Raw genomic sequence first — 15,366 nt, 5'->3', positions numbered from 1 at the left:
CTTGGGGGCCGCCGCCGGGGAGGTAACTTAGAGGCCGAAGCGGTCGCGTAGCGAGTAGTAGACCGCGCCGAGGGCTGTCAGCGGTGCGGAGAAGGTGCGGCCGCCGAGCATTGGCATGTGTGGGAGCGAGGCGAAGGCGTTGAAGCGTTCGGCGTCGCCGCGGATCATTTCCGAGATCAGTTTGCCGGCCAGGTGCGAGCAGGTGACGCCGTGGCCGCTGTAGCCCTGCATGTAGTAGGCGTTTTTCTCGATGCGGCCGAATTGCGGCATGCGTGACATGGTCAGCAGGAAGTTGCCGGTCCAGCGGTAATCGATTTTCACGTCTTTGAGCTGCGGGAACGTCTTGAGGATCTTCGGGCGGATCAGTTGTTCGATGTCGTCCGGTTCACGGGCGCCGTAGACCACGCCGCCGCCGTAGAGCAGACGGTTGTCGGCGGTGAGGCGGTAGTAATCGAGCAGATAGTTGCAGTCTTCGACGCAGTAGTTGTTGGTAATCAGGCTGCGCGCCTGTTTTACGGTCAACGGTTCGGTGACGACGATCTGTGAGCCGCACGGCATGCTTTTCGCGGTCACGCGGTTGTCGAGGCCTTGCGGCAGGTAGGCGTTGCCGGCGATCAGCAGGTACTTGGCGCGCACCAGGCCTTTGGCGGTACGCACAACGTTTGGCTCGCCGTAGGTGATTTCCACGGCGGCGGATTGTTCATAAATCTTGCCGCCCAGACGCACGATGGCAGCGGCTTCACCGAGGGCCAGGTTCAGTGGGTGAACGTGACCGCCCTGCAGGTCGAGCAGGCCGCCGACGTAGGCGTCGGAGCCGACTTCGCGACGAATGTCCGCCGCATCGAGCATCTTCAGGTTGTGGTTGCCGTAGCGTTCCCAGTTGCGCTTCTGTTCGGCCAGGCCGTTGAGCTGCTTCTTGTTCATCGCTGCGAAGATGCCGCCCGGGCGGTAGTCGCATTTGATGTCGTAGTCCTTGATGCGCGAACGAATGATGTCGGCGCCTTCGAAGATCATGCTGCCGAGGATTTCTGCGGTCTTGTCGCCGTAGCGCTCTTCGATCACATCGACGTCGCGGCTGTAGGAGTTGACCAGTTGACCGCCATTGCGACCGCTGGCGCCGTAGCCGACTTTCGCCGCTTCAAGCACGGTCACTTTATAGCCGGCCTCGCTGAGAAACAGTGCCGAGGACAGGCCGGTGTAGCCGGCGCCGATGATGCAGACATCGCAATCCACCGCTTCTTCCAGAACCGGGAAGTCGATGACTTCGTTGCGGGTGGCGGCGTAGTAGCTGTTGACGTGTTGTTGTTTCATTTTATTGTTCTCCGAGGGTCGCCCATTGAAGGCGACCACCGCTTTAGAAAAATCAGAGCTTGATCCAGGTTGCTTTCAGCTCGGTGTACTTGTCGAACGCGTGCAGCGATTTGTCGCGACCGTTACCTGATTGTTTGAAGCCACCGAACGGCGCCGTCATGTCGCCGCCGTCGTATTGGTTGACCCACACGCTGCCGGCGCGCAGGCCTCGGGCGAAGGTGTGCGCCTTGCTCAGGTTGCTGGTCCAGACCCCGGCGGCGAGGCCGAAGATGCTGTCGTTGGCGATTTGCAGTGCTTCTTCAGCGGTGTCGAAGGTGATCAGCGACAGGACCGGGCCGAAGATTTCTTCCTGAGCGATAGTCATGGCGTTGGTCACGCCGTCGAACAGCGCCGGCTCGACGTACAAGCCACCGGTTTCTTCGAGGGTGCGTTGGCCGCCGGCGATCAGTTCAGCGCCCTGCTCGCGACCGATGCTGATGTAGCGCAGCACGTTGTCGAGTTGGCGCTGATCGACCACGGCGCCGACAGTGGTGGCCGGGTCGAGGGCGTGACCGGGTTTCCACGCTTGCAGCGCTTCCACCAGCATCGGGATGAACTGCTCGCGGATCGAGCGCTCGACCAGCAGGCGCGAACCGGCAGTGCAGACTTCGCCCTGGTTGAAGGCAATGGCGCCGGCCGCCGCTTGTGCTGCCGCGCGCAAGTCCGGTGCGTCGGCGAATACGACGTTAGGGCTCTTGCCCCCTGCTTCGAGCCAGACGCGCTTCATGTTGCTTTGGCCGGCATAAATCATCAGTTGCTTGGCAATCGCCGTGGAGCCGGTGAAGGCCAGCACGTCGACGTCCATGTGCAGCGCCAATGCTTTGCCGACGGTGTGACCGAAGCCTGGCAAAACGTTGAACACGCCTTTTGGAATGCCTGCATCCAACGCCAACTGAGCGATGCGGATGGCAGTCAGCGGCGACTTTTCCGAAGGTTTGAGGATGAACGAGTTGCCCGCCGCCAGCGCCGGAGCGAATTTCCAGCTGGCCATGATCAGCGGGAAGTTCCACGGCACGATCGCGGCGACAACACCGGACGGTTCGCGAGTAACCAGACCCAGTTGGTCGTGCGGCGTGGCGGCAACTTCGTCGTAGATCTTGTCGATGGCTTCGGCGCTCCAGCGGATCGCGTTGGCGGTCGCCGGGATGTCGATGCTCATCGAGTCGCTGATCGGTTTACCCATGTCCAGGGTTTCGAGCAGCGCCAGCTCTTCCTGGTGTTGCAGGATCAGATCGGCGAAGCGGATCAGAATGCGCTTGCGCTCGGCCGGGGCTTTTTTCGCCCACACGCCGGATTCGAAAGACTGGCGCGCGACCTCAACGGCGAGGTTGGCGTCGGCTTCATCGGTGCTGGCCACGGAGGCGAGGAAACGGCCGTCAACGGGGCTCAGGCATTCGAAGGTGTCGCCGCTGATCGCAGGGCGGTATTCGCCGTTGATGAAGGCGCGGGATTCGATGCTCAGGGACTGGAAGCGTTGTTCCCAGTCGTTGCGGGTTGTAGTCATTGTTGTGGCTCGACAAGGGGGAATTGGGGGTGATGTCTGGCTTGAGATGGCTGCCCTCACCCTAGCCCTCTCCCGGTGGGAGAGGGGACCGATTGGGGGATGCTCAGAATCTCCGCCGACCTGAAAAATTTTTGCCGAATCCATAATCGACTGGATCGTTCAGGTCGCTGAATATCTCAAGACAACTCCGTCAGTCCCCTCTCCCTTTGGGAGAGGGTTAGGGTGAGGGGCTTTTGGGGCCCTCAAACAATCACACCGTATGCAGATACCAGTTGTACTCAAGGTCAGAGATCGAGTTCTCAAACTCGGCCAGCTCGCTTTCCTTGCACGCGACGAAGACGTCGATGTACAGCGGGTCGATGTAGCGGGCCATGACTTCGCTGTCGTCCAGCTCGCGCAGGGCGTCGCGCAGGTTGTTCGGCAGGCTCTGCTCGTTCTGCTCGTAGCTGTTGCCTTCGACAGGCGCGCCCGGTTCGATCTGGTTGGTCAGGCCATGGTGAATACCAGCCAGCACCGAGGCCATCAGCAGGTACGGGTTGGCGTCAGCACCGGCTACGCGATGCTCGATACGCACGGCGTCGGCGGAACCGGTTGGCACACGTACCGCAACCGTGCGGTTGTCGATGCCCCAGCTCGGCGAGTTAGGCACGTAGAACTGTGCGCCGAAGCGACGGTACGAGTTGACGTTCGGGCAGAGGAACGCCATTTGCGCAGGCAGGGTCTCCAGCACACCGCCGATCGCGTGTCGCAGCGCGGCGTTCTGCTCGGGATCCTCGCTGGCGAAGATGTTGTTGCCTTCTTTGTCCAGAATCGAAATGTGCACGTGCAGACCGTTGCCCGCCTGGCCCGGATACGGCTTGGCCATGAAGGTGGTGTCCATCTCGTGGTCGTAGGCGATGTTTTTCACCAGACGCTTGAGCAGGACGGCGTAGTCGCACGCCTTGATCGGATCGGAGACGTGATGCAGGTTGACTTCGAACTGCGCCGGGGCGCTTTCCTTGACGATGGCGTCAGCGGGGATGCCCTGCTCTTTCGCGCCTTCGAGGATGTCTTGCAGGCAGTCGACGTACTCGTCGAGGTCATCGATCAGGTAGACCTGAGTCGACACCGGGCGCTTGCCCGAAACCGGCGAACGCGGCGACTGCGGACGGCCGTTCACGTTGTCCTGGTCGATCAGGTAGAACTCCAGTTCGAACGCGGCGCAGATGGTCAGGCCCATCTCATCGAACTTGCGCACGACGTTGGCCAACACTTCACGCGGGTCAGCAAAGAACGGCTGACCTTCAAGTTCGTGCATGGTCATCAACAATTGCGCGGTTGGGCGCTTCTGCCACGGCTCGATGCTCAGGGTGCCGGGGATCGGGTAGCAGATACGGTCAGAGTCGCCGATGTCCAGGCCTAGGCCGGTGCTTTCCACTGTGGAGCCATTGATGTCGAGGGCGAATAGCGAGGCCGGCAGGTTGATGCCTTTCTCGTAAACCTTATGAAGACTGGTGCGTTCGATGCGCTTGCCGCGCACCACACCGTTCATATCCGCAATCAGAAGGTCGACGTACAAAACCTCAGGATATTTCTTAAGGAATGCGTTTGCTTCGTTGAGTTGAACGGTACGCAGAGGGACCGACATGATGCACCTATTTAGCTGTTAATTATTATGTTCACTGCTGTTTCGCCGAGCCAGTCAACCCGAACGGCAAAGTGAAGTCAATAGCGAACAGCTTGCCGCTCAGCCTTTATTTTTAGGGCTTTTTTTAACACTTGCGTGCCAATACAGGCGCAAGACGCCCAGAAACCCTGACGATTTGATGAACGGCGTTTAGAATTTTTTACATGGCGGTTGTTAATTAAAATCAACGAGGCTAAGCTCCGGAAAAGCTCGTTCAAGTGTCAAACTTCGAGGTGAATAAAAATGGCATTCAAGCCATTGATCGGCGTTACAGCGTGCGTCAAACAGATTGGCCTGCACCCCTATCACATCAGCGGCGACAAGTACGTTCGCGCTGTCAGCGTTGCGGCGCTGGGGTTGCCGGTGGTCATTCCTTCCCTTGGCAACCTGACTGAAATCGAAGACCTGCTCGGTCAACTCGACGGTCTGATGCTGACCGGCTCTCCTTCGAATGTGGAACCTTTCCACTATCAAGGCCCGGCCAGCGCTCCCGGTACGGATCACGATCCGGCGCGGGATGCCACCACCCTTCCTTTATTGCGTGCAGCCATTGCGGCGGGCGTTCCGGTGCTGGGCATTTGCCGTGGCTTCCAGGAAATGAACGTGGCCTTCGGCGGCAGCCTGCATCAGAAGGTGCATGAGCTGCCGGGCATGCTCGATCACCGCGAAGCCGACAGCCCGGACGTGGCTGTGCAATACGCACCGGCTCACGCCGTCACGGTGCTTGGCGGCGGCGTGTTCGAAGCGCTGGAGTTGCCAGGCGAGTTCCAGGTGAACTCGATTCACAGTCAGGGCATCGACCGCCTCGCTCCCGGCCTGCGCGCCGAAGCGGTGGCGCCGGATGGTCTGATCGAGGCGATCTCGGTGGAGCACAGCCCGACCTTCGCCCTCGGCGTGCAATGGCACCCGGAATGGCAGGTGCTGGACAACCCGAACTACCTGAAGATTTTCCAGGCATTCGGTGAGGCTTGCCGGCAACGGGCCGCGCGACGCAACAAGCGCTGACACAACCCAGGATTCAATAACTGTTGACTGCCCCCACGGGGTCGGCGGCTGTGCGTGTGCGCATCCGTCATCCGTGAAAACAACAAACCGTAATAACAACAAGTACGACCCAGGCAGCCAGGATGGCGGCGCCGAACAAGCCGGATCGGTACGGGTAATGCCAGCCAGGTAAACGCACTTCCCCTGCGGGAGCGAGCCTGCTCGCGAAATCGGTGTATCAGCAAACAATGATGTCGACTGACACTCCGTATTCGCGAGCAGGCTCGCTCCCACAGGTTCTGCGCCACAACTGACAGACATCCCGTAAAGCTCTGCAATCCACTTTTAAGCCAGGCCACATTGGCCCGGCGACTGAAATCTGTTGGGAGTTTCACATGGCAAACGCCTCCAGCACTTACAGGAAGGCTCTTGAAGGTCATCAGCAACCGAAAAAGGTTCTGGTGAAAGTCGATCGCGTGACCAAGAAGTTCGACGAAACCACCGCCGTGGACGATGTGTCCCTGGAGATCCATCAGGGTGAAATCTTTGCCCTGCTCGGCGGCTCCGGTTCGGGCAAATCGACCCTGCTGCGCATGCTCGCCGGTTTCGAGCGCCCGACTGAAGGGCGAATTCTGCTCGACGGCGTGGACATCACCGACATGCCGCCCTATGAGCGGCCGATCAACATGATGTTCCAGTCCTACGCGTTGTTCCCACATATGACCGTCGCGCAGAACATCGCCTTTGGCCTCAAGCAGGACCGTTTGCCGGCCAGCGAAATCGACGCCCGCGTCGAAGAAATGCTGCGTCTGGTGCACATGACCCAATACGCCAAACGCAAACCGCATCAGTTGTCCGGCGGTCAGCGCCAGCGCGTCGCCCTCGCCCGCTCTTTGGCCAAGCGTCCGAAGCTGCTGCTGCTCGATGAGCCGATGGGTGCGCTGGATAAAAAGCTGCGTTCGCAAATGCAGCTGGAACTGGTCGAGATCATCGAACGCGTCGGCGTGACCTGCGTGATGGTGACCCATGACCAGGAAGAAGCCATGACCATGGCCGAGCGCATCGCGATCATGCACCTGGGCTGGATCGCCCAGATCGGCAGCCCGGTCGACATCTATGAAGCGCCGGTCAGCCGCATGGTCTGCGAGTTCATCGGTAACGTGAACGCTTTCGACGGCACCGTGGTGGAAGACCTTGAAGGTCACGCGATCATCCACAGCCCGGACTTGCAGCAGAAGATTTACGTCGGCCACGGCGTCAGCACCTCGGTGCAGGACAAGTCGATCACCTACGCGATTCGTCCGGAAAAAATGCTCGTCAGCACGATCAAGCCAGAGACTCGCTACAACTGGTCCGAAGGCAAAGTGCATGACATCGCTTACCTCGGCGGTCACTCGGTGTTCTACGTCCAATTGCCTGGTGGCAAAATCGTCCAGTCGTTCATGGCCAACGCCGAACGCCGTGGCGCGCGGCCGACCTGGGACGACACGGTCTACGTCTGGTGGGAAGACGACAGCGGCGTGGTACTGCGCTCATGAGAACCTTCAATCAGCAATTCCTGCGCCTGGTGCCCAGCGGACGAAAACTGGTAATCGGCATTCCGTTCATCTGGCTGTTCCTGTTCTTCATGTTGCCGTTTTTCCTGGTGATGAAGATCAGTTTCTCGGAAGCCGCGTTGTCGATCCCGCCGTACTCGGAGATCTACACCTATGCCGAACAGAAATTCCAGCTGCTGCTGAACATCGGCAACTACACCATGCTCGGCGAAGACGAGCTGTATCTCTCGGCCTACCTCGGCTCACTGAAGGTCGCTGCACTCAGCACGTTGATGTGTCTGGTAATCGGTTTCCCGATGGCCTACGCGATCACCAAGACCGGCAAGGAAACGCAAAACGTCCTGCTGCTATTGATCATGATGCCGACCTGGACGGCGATCCTGATCCGCGTTTACGCGTGGATGGGCATTCTCAGCAACAACGGTTTGCTCAACGGATTTCTGATGTGGACCGGGCTCACCGATCACCCGATCGAGATCCTCAACACCAACACGGCGGTGTACATCGGCGTGGTCTACGCCTACCTGCCGTTCATGGTGTTGCCGCTGTACGCCAACCTTGTGAAGCACGACGGTAGCCTGCTGGAAGCCGCGTCGGATCTGGGTTCGAGCAACTTCAACAACTTCTGGAAAATCACCGTGCCGCTGGCCAAGAACGGCATTATTGCCGGTTGCATGCTGGTGTTCATTCCGGTGGTCGGTGAGTTTGTGATTCCGGAACTGCTGGGTGGCCCGGAGACGCTGATGATCGGTCGCGTGCTGTGGCAAGAGTTCTTCAATAACCGCGACTGGCCGGTGGCGTCTGCCCTGGCGGTGGTGATGCTGTTGATCCTGATTGTGCCGATTCTGCTGTTCAACCGCAGCCAGGCCAAAGAGATGGAGGCACGGGGATGAAACGCTTCGGTTTTGCAAAATTCATGCTGATCTTCGGCCTGGCGTTTATCTACCTGCCGATGCTGATCCTGGTGATCTACTCGTTCAACGCCTCGAAACTGGTGACGGTATGGGGCGGCTGGTCGGTGAAGTGGTACGTCGGCCTGCTCGACAACACGCAACTGATGGGCTCGGTGCTGCGCTCGCTGGAAATCGCCTGCTACACCGCGATTGCCGCTGTTGCCTTGGGCACGCTGGCGGCGTTTGTGCTGACTCGCGTGACTCGCTTCAAGGGCCGCACGCTGTTTGGTGGTCTGGTCACCGCGCCGTTGGTGATGCCTGAGGTGATCACCGGTCTGTCGCTGTTGCTGCTGTTCGTGGCAATGGCGCAGTTGATCGGCTGGCCGCAGGAGCGTGGCATCGTCACGATCTGGATCGCCCACACCACGTTTTGTGCAGCCTATGTGGCGGTGGTAGTCTCCGCCCGCCTGCGTGAACTGGACCTGTCGATCGAAGAAGCGGCGATGGATCTCGGGGCCAAACCGTTCAAGGTGTTTTTCCTGATCACCATTCCGATGATCGCGCCATCGCTGGCGGCGGGCGGGATGATGTCGTTCGCCTTGTCGCTGGATGACCTGGTGTTGGCGAGCTTCGTGTCCGGCCCGGGTTCCACCACGTTGCCGATGGAAGTGTTCTCGGCGGTGCGTCTGGGCGTGAAGCCTGAGATCAACGCCGTGGCCAGCCTGATTTTGCTGGCGGTGTCGCTGGTGACCTTCCTCGTCTGGTACTTCGGCCGCAAGGCAGAAGCCAACCGCAAACGTGCGATTCAGGACGCGATGGATCAGACCGCGAACGAGTCGTGGCAGCAACCGCCACGCTCCGCCACCGCATAACCCTGCAGGAACTGGAATCAGCCCCTCGGTCAGTCCCCTCTCCCTCTGGGAGAGGGTTAGGGTGAGGGGCTTTGCGTAATGTGAATAAAAAGAATGGAGTTGTACCGATGAAAATGTTTGGCAGGACTCTGCTGACACTGTCCTTAATGGGCGCAATGGTCATGGGCGCCCAAGCCAACGACAAGGTGCTGCGTGTTTACAACTGGTCCGATTACATCGCGCCGGACACCGTCAAGAAGTTCGAAGACGAGACCGGCATCCGTGTGACCTATGACGTCTTCGACAGCAACGAAACCCTTGAGGCGCGCTTGCTGGCGGGCAAATCCGGCTACGACATCGTCGTGCCATCCAACAGTTTCCTGGCCAAGCAGATCAAGGCTGGCGTCTATCAGCCGCTGGACAAATCGAAGCTGCCGAACTGGAAGAATCTCAACCCGGTGCTGCTGAAGAACGCCGCCGCCAGTGATCCGGACAACGCTCACGCGTTCCCGTACATGTGGGGCTCGATCGGCATCGGTTTCAACCCGGACAAGGTCAAGGAAGTGCTCGGCACCAACGCCCCGACCAATTCCTGGGACTTGTTGTTCAAGCCCGAGAACGCTGAAAAGCTGAAAGCCTGCGGTATCAGCTTCCTCGATTCGCCGACCGAAATGCTCCCGGCCGCCCTGCACTACCTGGGTTATCCGGTGAACGACAAGGACAAGGCGCACATCCTCGAAGCCGAAGCGCTGTTCATGAAAATCCGCCCATCCGTGGCGTACTTCCATTCCTCGAAGTACATCTCGGACCTGGCCAACGGCAACATTTGCGTGGCGGTGGGGTATTCCGGTGACGTGCTGCAGGCCAAGGCCCGCGCGGTGGAATCGGGCAACAAGGTGAAGATCGACTACAGCATTCCGAAGGAAGGCGCCGGCAGTTTCTACGACATGGTCGCGATCCCACGCGATGCAGCGAACGTCGACAACGCGTACCTGTTCATGGACTTCCTGATGCGTCCGGACATCATCGCCGAGATCACCAACAGCAACGGCTACAGCAACGCCAACTCGGCGGCCACGCCGCTGGTGGACGAAGCGATCCGCAACGACCCCGGTTCTTACCCGTCGCAAGCGGTGATGGCCACGCTGTATGCGGTGCCCGATCAGCCGATAGCGACCCAGCGCATCATGACTCGCGGCTGGACCCGGGTGAAGCTCGGCAAGTGATTCAGATGATCATTCCCACGCAGAGCATGGGAACGATCAGTGGAAAAATTTCCCGTTCACGCAGCGCCTTACCACCGCTGCACCCTGCAAATGAACGGCCTCACCTGGCTCCCTCGGCTCAGGTGAATTTCAGGCGCCCTCGGGCGCCTTTTTTTGTCACTCAGGTCAGCGGCCATTCCTGCACAATCCGGTAACGGCCCTTGTGCGATTCGAACAAGGCAAAGCGCTCGGCACGCAGCAAGAACTCAGGCGGCGTGGCGGACTCCGGCTCTGGCGCGCGATAGTCCCGGGCAAGCGTCAGGTGCGGGCGAAACTCGTGCGACGGCTCTTCAAAACCAAATGGCAGCATGGCCTGTTCCAGCGCATAGACCAGGCGCAGCAACGCCTGTGGTGCCTGCTCGGGCGCCAATGACAACACCCCGGCACGGTGCCAGACCTGCACGCGATCCAGCGAAATTTTCAACGCCTCCCCCGGCGTGCGTACCTTGCTGGCGGCCTCGCAGACCTCGCCAATCTGCGCCAACGGCACTGCGCCGAGAAACAGTAACGTCAGATGAAAGTTGTCCGCAGGCACTGACTTGCCGGCTCGCAGGCTCAACTCGCTGCGCCACTGAGCAATCGCCTTGCGCTGCGCCGGTGGGCAGTCGAGGGCAAAGAACAGCCGCTTTTCATCCGTCATGGCCTGGCTCCTTTAAGGTTCGTGATCGCCGATTCTACCCGTCCCTTTCTGACGACTCGCCACACAAGTCTATAGTGCAAGGATTGCCATCAACCGGAGGACGCCATGCGCGAGATCCTCAGTAAAGAACCGTGGTGGGCCAGACCACCGAGCCCCGGGCAGGATGAAGCCGAACTGGAATGGGGCTGGCTGGTGCATTACAGCGAAGGCGAACCGCGTTTTGAGTTCGTCCGCGAACGGCCAACGGACGAGCAGATACGCAACCGCAAGGGCTGCCGGATCACGCCCTCCTCCGAGTGACCCCGGTTACCCGTAGGAGCTGCGGCACGCTGCGATCTTTTGATCTTGATCTTTCATAACAAAATCAAAAGATCGCAGCCTCGTTTCACTCGACAGCTCCTACAAGGGAATCAAGGTTCAATGAGGTATTTGAACCCGGCGAAGATCATCCGCTGCCCATCGAACGGCATCGGGTTGACGTCCGGTTGCATGCGGGGGTCCTCCATCATTTTCGCCATGCCCGCATCGCGGGTGGCCTTGTCCGGCCAGATCAGCCAGCCCGACGCCACGGTTTCACCGTCCTTGAGTTTGACCGCCATCGGGAATGAGGTGACTTTGCCGTCGGGGACATCATCACCCCAGCATTCCGCCACACTCAGGACGCCGTACTCCTTGAAGATTTTTGCCGCGATTTCGGCGTGTTTTTTGTACTGTTCACGATTGGCAGTCGGAACCGGCGCTACAAAAATATCGATGTAAGCCATGTTCATTCTCCTTGTACGGTGGGTTCGATCTGCTGGGTAGTCGATTGCGGCGGCTGCCATTCGACACGATTCGCCCCCAGCCCGACCGACGGCTCTTCTCCCCCGCCCAGATTGCGCTCGACCTGCCCGGCCATGTGCAGCGTGCCGGCCATCACGCCGGTGGTCGGGTTTTGCACCAGTTTCAGCCAGGCCTTGTCGAAAGTGTTGCCCAGGCTGCTGCGGATCAGCGCTTCACTGTCGGGGCGGTCGTTGGCCTGGATAATGGCGCGGATGCCCATCACCCCCACGGAAATCATCGCCCCGGCCAGTTTGCCCGCCGCTGCGGCCACCGCACTGGCCGCGCCGCGCGGGGCCATTTCCGCTTCGATGCGTTGGCTCGCGCGTTTGGCCACGGGCGCCATGCCGGCATCGGTCGAGGCGATGCCTTTGGCGCCGCCGTCGGTGTGAATCTTGTCGATCAACGCGGCGTAGGCCGGCAGCGTGTTCAACGGCTCTGTGCTGATCACCTTGTACAGCGAGGCATCCCGCGCCGCTGGCGGGCCGAGGGCGATGGCCGGGACTTTCTGCAAGCGACCGTTGAGCTGGGCAACCGGCACGCCGTGACGCTGGGCGATGAGCGGCATTTGCTGGGCCATCAGTTGCGCATAGAACGCCGTGGCCTGACTGAGGATCGCGTCCGGATCGATTTCCACGGCGACCGGCGCGAGCACCTTTTCCTGATATTGATCAAGCAGATACGCCGCCAGCTTTTTGGCCGAAGCGTCCTGCTCACCGCCGGCACTGATCGTGTACCAACTGACCTTCATCGACAGCCATTCCTGGGTCCAGTAGCTGCTGAACCACGGGATGAAATTTTCTTCAGTTTGCTGATAGACGCGAGTGCGCCAATGTTCCATCGAACCACGGGCGAACAGCTTGACCTGCTCGGTGGATTGTTGCGAAGCGCTGACGATCTCGCGGTCGATCCGCTGCCAGGTCGCGGGCGACACCACCACGGCAGGCGCCGTTACCGGGGCCCGCGCCGTAGAGGCACAGCCGGCCAACAGACACAGTGCGGCGACGACCAGCGCGCGCAGGTTCACGGTGGGATGTCCTTGAAACGGGAGAGACAGATTTGAGTATAGGTGGGTCAGTCAGAGGTGATGTTGGATGTACCGGCCTCATCGCTGGCAAGCCAGCGATGAGGCCAGCCAAACCACCACAAATCCCGACCATCAATACCGTCGATATTCACCATCGCGACGATTGCCTTCCGCCCACCGGCCGGCGAAGGCACGATTGCGTCATCCGAACCACAACGAGGAGTACACATCATGATTCACACCATCGCACTCTCCGTGAGTTTTCCGGTGTTCGGCAGCAACTACTACGAACAACACGTCGTAAACCGCAAGGCGCAGACATTGGTGTTCAACGAAGAATTCGAAGATCTGCTGATGCCCGCCGCCACTAACCATTTCAGCAATGAAGTGGTCGGCATCAACGATCAGTTCCGTTTTCTGAGCGACATTCTCGCCACTCATTTGCTGGACATCGAGGCCTCAGTGCCTGCGAGATCCCGCGTCCAGGCGAGCGCTCATTTTTCTTGAGAACCGAGGGCGTTCCTTTGCGGGAACGCCCTCTCTTGTTCAATCAGTCGTCATCCCGATCGCGGTGATAGCGACGGCCATCGCGGCGGTCATCGCGGTCATCCCAACGGTTATCCCGACGATCATGGTCGTAATTGCGCCCATGGTCGCGGTCGTAATGCCGGCCGTGGCGGTGATCATCATCAAAGTCCGCAATACAGCCACTCAGCAGTACGGCGGCAGTCACGGTCAACAGCATCGTTGTAGCGCGCTTCATTCAATACTTCCCTAAAACCAAGGTTTTGACGACGGAATCGGCCAGCGCTGCCCTCGCCTCCGGGACTCGGTGCGCGCTGCCGCAAATACGACCGGGCAAATCGGCTTTGATTCAGTGCCCGCCCACGACCGTTTATCGCCTCGTCCTGATCGGCCAAACGGCGGCGTAATGCCACCTATACTGCTCCCAACCCATCACCACGCAATGGAACTGCGCCCTCAATAACAAAAAGTAGAGGTGCACCATGGTTTGGCAGCAGATTTACGACCCGTTCGGCAACCCGATGATCTCCACGCTCATGGCCGCTGTGCCGGTGGTCGTGATGCTGGCGGCGCTGGCGTTCTTCCACGTCAAGGCGCATCTGGCCGCCCTGTTGGCGCTGGCTTCGGCCTTGTTGATCTCGATCTTCGCCTTCGGCATGCCGGCGAGCATGGCCGGTTCGGCGGCGTTGTTCGGCGCGGCCAACGGTCTGCTGCCGATTGGCTGGATCGTCCTCAACATCATCTTTCTGCATCGCCTGACCACCGAGAACGGCTCCTTCAAAGTGCTGCAGGATTCACTGGCGCGGATTACCGATGACCGACGCTTGCAGTTGCTGCTGATCGCCTTCTGCTTCGGTGCGTTTTTCGAAGGGGCGGCCGGTTTCGGTACACCGGTGGCAGTGACCGGGGCCATTCTGATTGGTTTGGGCTTCTCACCGCTGGCGGCCTCCGGTCTGGCACTGATTGCCAACACCGCGCCGGTGGCTTTCGGCGCCCTCGGCACGCCGATCATCACCCTGGCCAAAGTCACCGGGCTGGATGAGATGGAGCTGTCGATGATGGTCGGTCGGCAGTTGCCGTTCTTCTCGGTGCTGGTGCCGTTCTGGCTGATCTGGGCCTTTGCCGGCTGGCGCAAGATGCTCGAGATCTGGCCGGCGATTCTGGTGGCCGGTGTCAGTTTCGCCGTGCCGCAATTCCTGGTGTCGAACTACCACGGGCCGATGCTGGTGGATGTGATTGCTGCGCTGATTTCCATGGCCAGTCTGACGCTGTTTTTGAAGGTCTGGAAACCGGCGACGATCCATACCTCGGCGGCGCTGTCCGGGCGGGTCGACAATTCCAAAGTCGACGAAGAGAAAGTCACCGCCAGCGCAGCGTTCAGCGATCAGGCGCGCCCGGCGGTGATGCGCGCGTGGATGCCGTGGATCATCCTCACCGTGTTCGTGTTCGCCTGGGGCACTCAGGGCTTCAAGAATATGTTCGACACCCGCCCTGCGATCGATCCGGTCACGCAATCGGCCAAGCTTGATCCGCAGGGCAAACCGCTGCGCGAGGCCAACCCGATTTTCGCTCCGGCCATCACCTTCACCAATCTGCACCTGCAAATCGAAAAAGTCCCGCCGGTAGTGGCGGCACCGAAAGCTGAAGAAGCCGTCTACAAGTTCACCTGGCTCACCTCCACCGGCAGCGGCATCCTGCTGGCGGCGATTGTCGGCGGCTTGCTGATGGGCTATTCAATCCCGCAACTGATCAAGCAATACCTGCGCACGCTGTGGGTGGTGCGGTTTTCGCTGATCACCATTGCGGCGATGCTGGCGCTGGGGTTCCTCACGCGCTACTCGGGGCTGGACGCAACCATGGGCCTGGCGTTTGCGGCGACGGGGATTTTCTACCCGATGTTCGGCACCTTGCTCGGCTGGCTTGGCGTGGCGCTGACGGGCTCGGATACCGCGTCGAACGTGCTGTTTGGCGGCTTGCAGCGGGTGACGGCGGAACAGCTCGGGATCAGCCCGGTGCTGATGGCCGCCGCCAATAGCTCCGGTGGGGTGATGGGCAAAATGGTCGATGCGCAGTCGATTGTGGTCGCCTCCACCGCCACCCGATGGTACGGGCATGAGGGCGAGATTCTGCGCTATGTGTTCTTCCATTCGATTGTGCTGGCGATTCTGGTGGGCGGGTTGGTGACGCTGCAGGCGTATGTCGCACCGTTCACCTACATGGTCGTCGGCGGGCATTAGTTGCACATAACAAAATTTTCAATGTGGGAGCGAGCCTGCTCGCGAAGAT

The 15,366-nt window shown here is 60.0% G+C and carries 16 protein-coding genes; 8 read left to right on the top strand and 8 right to left on the bottom strand.

Going from position 1 to position 15,366, the window contains the following annotated elements; genetic code table 11:
• Positions 1 to 27: 27 nt before the first annotated feature.
• The 3 genes from IAI51_RS22735 to IAI51_RS22725 all read right to left on the bottom strand — a co-directional run bounded on the left by IAI51_RS22735 (position 28) and on the right by IAI51_RS22725 (position 4,481).
• On the bottom strand, positions 28 to 1,311 hold the full coding sequence (locus tag IAI51_RS22735; protein WP_187680503.1) for an NAD(P)/FAD-dependent oxidoreductase: 1,284 nt from the start codon (positions 1,309 to 1,311) through the stop codon (positions 28 to 30).
• Between the two features lie 52 nt (positions 1,312 to 1,363).
• Positions 1,364 to 2,854: an aldehyde dehydrogenase gene (locus tag IAI51_RS22730; protein WP_187680502.1), complete on the bottom strand. Its 1,491-nt coding sequence runs from the start codon at positions 2,852 to 2,854 to the stop codon at positions 1,364 to 1,366.
• 250 nt (positions 2,855 to 3,104) lie between these two features.
• Entirely contained in the window at positions 3,105 to 4,481 is a 1,377-nt protein-coding gene (locus tag IAI51_RS22725; protein ID WP_187680501.1) for a glutamine synthetase family protein, read from the bottom strand.
• Positions 4,482 to 4,763: 282 nt separating this feature from the next.
• Between IAI51_RS22725 and IAI51_RS22720 the strand changes: the two genes are divergently transcribed.
• From IAI51_RS22720 to IAI51_RS22700, 5 genes are all read left to right on the top strand, one after another.
• The gene (locus IAI51_RS22720) at positions 4,764 to 5,525 is read left to right on the top strand and encodes a gamma-glutamyl-gamma-aminobutyrate hydrolase family protein (RefSeq protein WP_187680500.1); all 762 of its coding nucleotides are present in this window, start codon (positions 4,764 to 4,766) and stop codon (positions 5,523 to 5,525) included.
• Positions 5,526 to 5,899: 374 nt separating this feature from the next.
• Positions 5,900 to 7,042 (top strand): polyamine ABC transporter ATP-binding protein, encoded by a 1,143-nt coding sequence (gene potA, locus IAI51_RS22715; protein WP_187680499.1) that lies wholly within the window; start codon positions 5,900 to 5,902, stop codon positions 7,040 to 7,042.
• 29 nt (positions 7,043 to 7,071) lie between these two features.
• Positions 7,072 to 7,953, top strand: coding sequence for an ABC transporter permease subunit (locus IAI51_RS22710; protein WP_187680546.1), 882 nt, complete (start codon positions 7,072 to 7,074; stop codon positions 7,951 to 7,953).
• Positions 7,950 to 8,825 (top strand): ABC transporter permease subunit, encoded by an 876-nt coding sequence (locus tag IAI51_RS22705; RefSeq protein WP_187680498.1) that lies wholly within the window; start codon positions 7,950 to 7,952, stop codon positions 8,823 to 8,825. The genes IAI51_RS22710 and IAI51_RS22705 overlap by 4 nt, the downstream gene beginning before the upstream one ends.
• Positions 8,826 to 8,932: 107 nt before the next feature.
• Entirely contained in the window at positions 8,933 to 10,030 is a 1,098-nt protein-coding gene (locus IAI51_RS22700) for a polyamine ABC transporter substrate-binding protein (protein ID WP_187680497.1), read from the top strand.
• A 160-nt stretch (positions 10,031 to 10,190) separates the two neighbouring features.
• Here IAI51_RS22700 and thpR read toward each other — a convergent pair whose 3' ends face one another.
• Positions 10,191 to 10,709, bottom strand: a complete 519-nt coding sequence (gene thpR, locus IAI51_RS22695) for an RNA 2',3'-cyclic phosphodiesterase (protein WP_187680496.1) — start codon at positions 10,707 to 10,709, stop codon at positions 10,191 to 10,193.
• Positions 10,710 to 10,814: 105 nt separating this feature from the next.
• On the opposite strand from thpR, the gene IAI51_RS22690 reads away from it, so the two are divergent.
• A complete protein-coding gene (locus IAI51_RS22690; protein WP_187680495.1) occupies positions 10,815 to 11,009 on the top strand; it encodes a hypothetical protein in 195 nt (64 codons plus the stop codon).
• Positions 11,010 to 11,119: 110 nt separating this feature from the next.
• On the opposite strand, the gene IAI51_RS22685 is transcribed toward IAI51_RS22690, so the two are convergent.
• Genes IAI51_RS22685 through IAI51_RS22675 form a run of 3 tightly spaced genes read right to left on the bottom strand, consistent with a single transcriptional unit; the run spans position 11,120 to position 12,788 of the window.
• Entirely contained in the window at positions 11,120 to 11,473 is a 354-nt protein-coding gene (locus IAI51_RS22685) for a DUF1428 domain-containing protein (RefSeq protein ID WP_187680494.1), read from the bottom strand.
• 2 nt (positions 11,474 to 11,475) lie between these two features.
• On the bottom strand, positions 11,476 to 12,555 hold the full coding sequence (locus tag IAI51_RS22680; protein ID WP_187680493.1) for a hypothetical protein: 1,080 nt from the start codon (positions 12,553 to 12,555) through the stop codon (positions 11,476 to 11,478).
• Between the two features lie 47 nt (positions 12,556 to 12,602).
• The gene (locus IAI51_RS22675) at positions 12,603 to 12,788 is read right to left on the bottom strand and encodes a hypothetical protein (RefSeq protein WP_187680492.1); all 186 of its coding nucleotides are present in this window, start codon (positions 12,786 to 12,788) and stop codon (positions 12,603 to 12,605) included.
• Between IAI51_RS22675 and IAI51_RS22670 the strand changes: the two genes are divergently transcribed.
• Positions 12,787 to 13,062, top strand: coding sequence for a hypothetical protein (locus IAI51_RS22670; RefSeq protein WP_187680491.1), 276 nt, complete (start codon positions 12,787 to 12,789; stop codon positions 13,060 to 13,062). The two genes, IAI51_RS22675 and IAI51_RS22670, sit on opposite strands and share 2 nt — an antisense overlap.
• Positions 13,063 to 13,105: 43 nt before the next feature.
• Here the strand turns inward: IAI51_RS22670 and IAI51_RS22665 are convergent, their stop codons facing one another.
• Positions 13,106 to 13,318: a hypothetical protein gene (locus tag IAI51_RS22665; protein WP_187680490.1), complete on the bottom strand. Its 213-nt coding sequence runs from the start codon at positions 13,316 to 13,318 to the stop codon at positions 13,106 to 13,108.
• Positions 13,319 to 13,562: 244 nt separating this feature from the next.
• Here IAI51_RS22665 and IAI51_RS22660 point away from each other — a divergent pair, with 244 nt between their 5' ends.
• Entirely contained in the window at positions 13,563 to 15,317 is a 1,755-nt protein-coding gene (locus IAI51_RS22660) for an L-lactate permease (RefSeq protein ID WP_187680489.1), read from the top strand.
• The last annotated feature ends 49 nt before the right edge of the window (positions 15,318 to 15,366 follow it).

The sequence above is a fragment of the Pseudomonas sp. N40(2020) genome, from assembly GCF_014472415.1.
Lineage (GTDB): Bacteria > Pseudomonadota > Gammaproteobacteria > Pseudomonadales > Pseudomonadaceae > Aquipseudomonas.
Note: the sequence above shows the minus strand (reverse complement) of the source record. Positions and strands in the feature narration are given on the sequence as shown.

What these genes read in the sequence shown, in the direction of transcription:
- IAI51_RS22720 (WP_187680500.1), top strand. Translation starts at nt 4,764, where the DNA reads ATGGCATTCAAGCCATTGATCGGCGTTACAGCGTGCGTCAAACAGATT.
- IAI51_RS22735 (WP_187680503.1), bottom strand. Translation starts at nt 1,311, where the DNA reads ATGAAACAACAACACGTCAACAGCTACTACGCCGCCACCCGCAACGAA.
- IAI51_RS22660 (WP_187680489.1), top strand. Translation starts at nt 13,563, where the DNA reads ATGGTTTGGCAGCAGATTTACGACCCGTTCGGCAACCCGATGATCTCC.
- IAI51_RS22690 (WP_187680495.1), top strand. Translation starts at nt 10,815, where the DNA reads ATGCGCGAGATCCTCAGTAAAGAACCGTGGTGGGCCAGACCACCGAGC.
- IAI51_RS22670 (WP_187680491.1), top strand. Translation starts at nt 12,787, where the DNA reads ATGATTCACACCATCGCACTCTCCGTGAGTTTTCCGGTGTTCGGCAGC.
- IAI51_RS22675 (WP_187680492.1), bottom strand. Translation starts at nt 12,788, where the DNA reads ATGATGTGTACTCCTCGTTGTGGTTCGGATGACGCAATCGTGCCTTCG.
- thpR (WP_187680496.1), bottom strand. Translation starts at nt 10,709, where the DNA reads ATGACGGATGAAAAGCGGCTGTTCTTTGCCCTCGACTGCCCACCGGCG.
- IAI51_RS22700 (WP_187680497.1), top strand. Translation starts at nt 8,933, where the DNA reads ATGAAAATGTTTGGCAGGACTCTGCTGACACTGTCCTTAATGGGCGCA.
- IAI51_RS22730 (WP_187680502.1), bottom strand. Translation starts at nt 2,854, where the DNA reads ATGACTACAACCCGCAACGACTGGGAACAACGCTTCCAGTCCCTGAGC.
- IAI51_RS22725 (WP_187680501.1), bottom strand. Translation starts at nt 4,481, where the DNA reads ATGTCGGTCCCTCTGCGTACCGTTCAACTCAACGAAGCAAACGCATTC.
- potA (WP_187680499.1), top strand. Translation starts at nt 5,900, where the DNA reads ATGGCAAACGCCTCCAGCACTTACAGGAAGGCTCTTGAAGGTCATCAG.
- IAI51_RS22665 (WP_187680490.1), bottom strand. Translation starts at nt 13,318, where the DNA reads ATGAAGCGCGCTACAACGATGCTGTTGACCGTGACTGCCGCCGTACTG.
- IAI51_RS22705 (WP_187680498.1), top strand. Translation starts at nt 7,950, where the DNA reads ATGAAACGCTTCGGTTTTGCAAAATTCATGCTGATCTTCGGCCTGGCG.
- IAI51_RS22685 (WP_187680494.1), bottom strand. Translation starts at nt 11,473, where the DNA reads ATGGCTTACATCGATATTTTTGTAGCGCCGGTTCCGACTGCCAATCGT.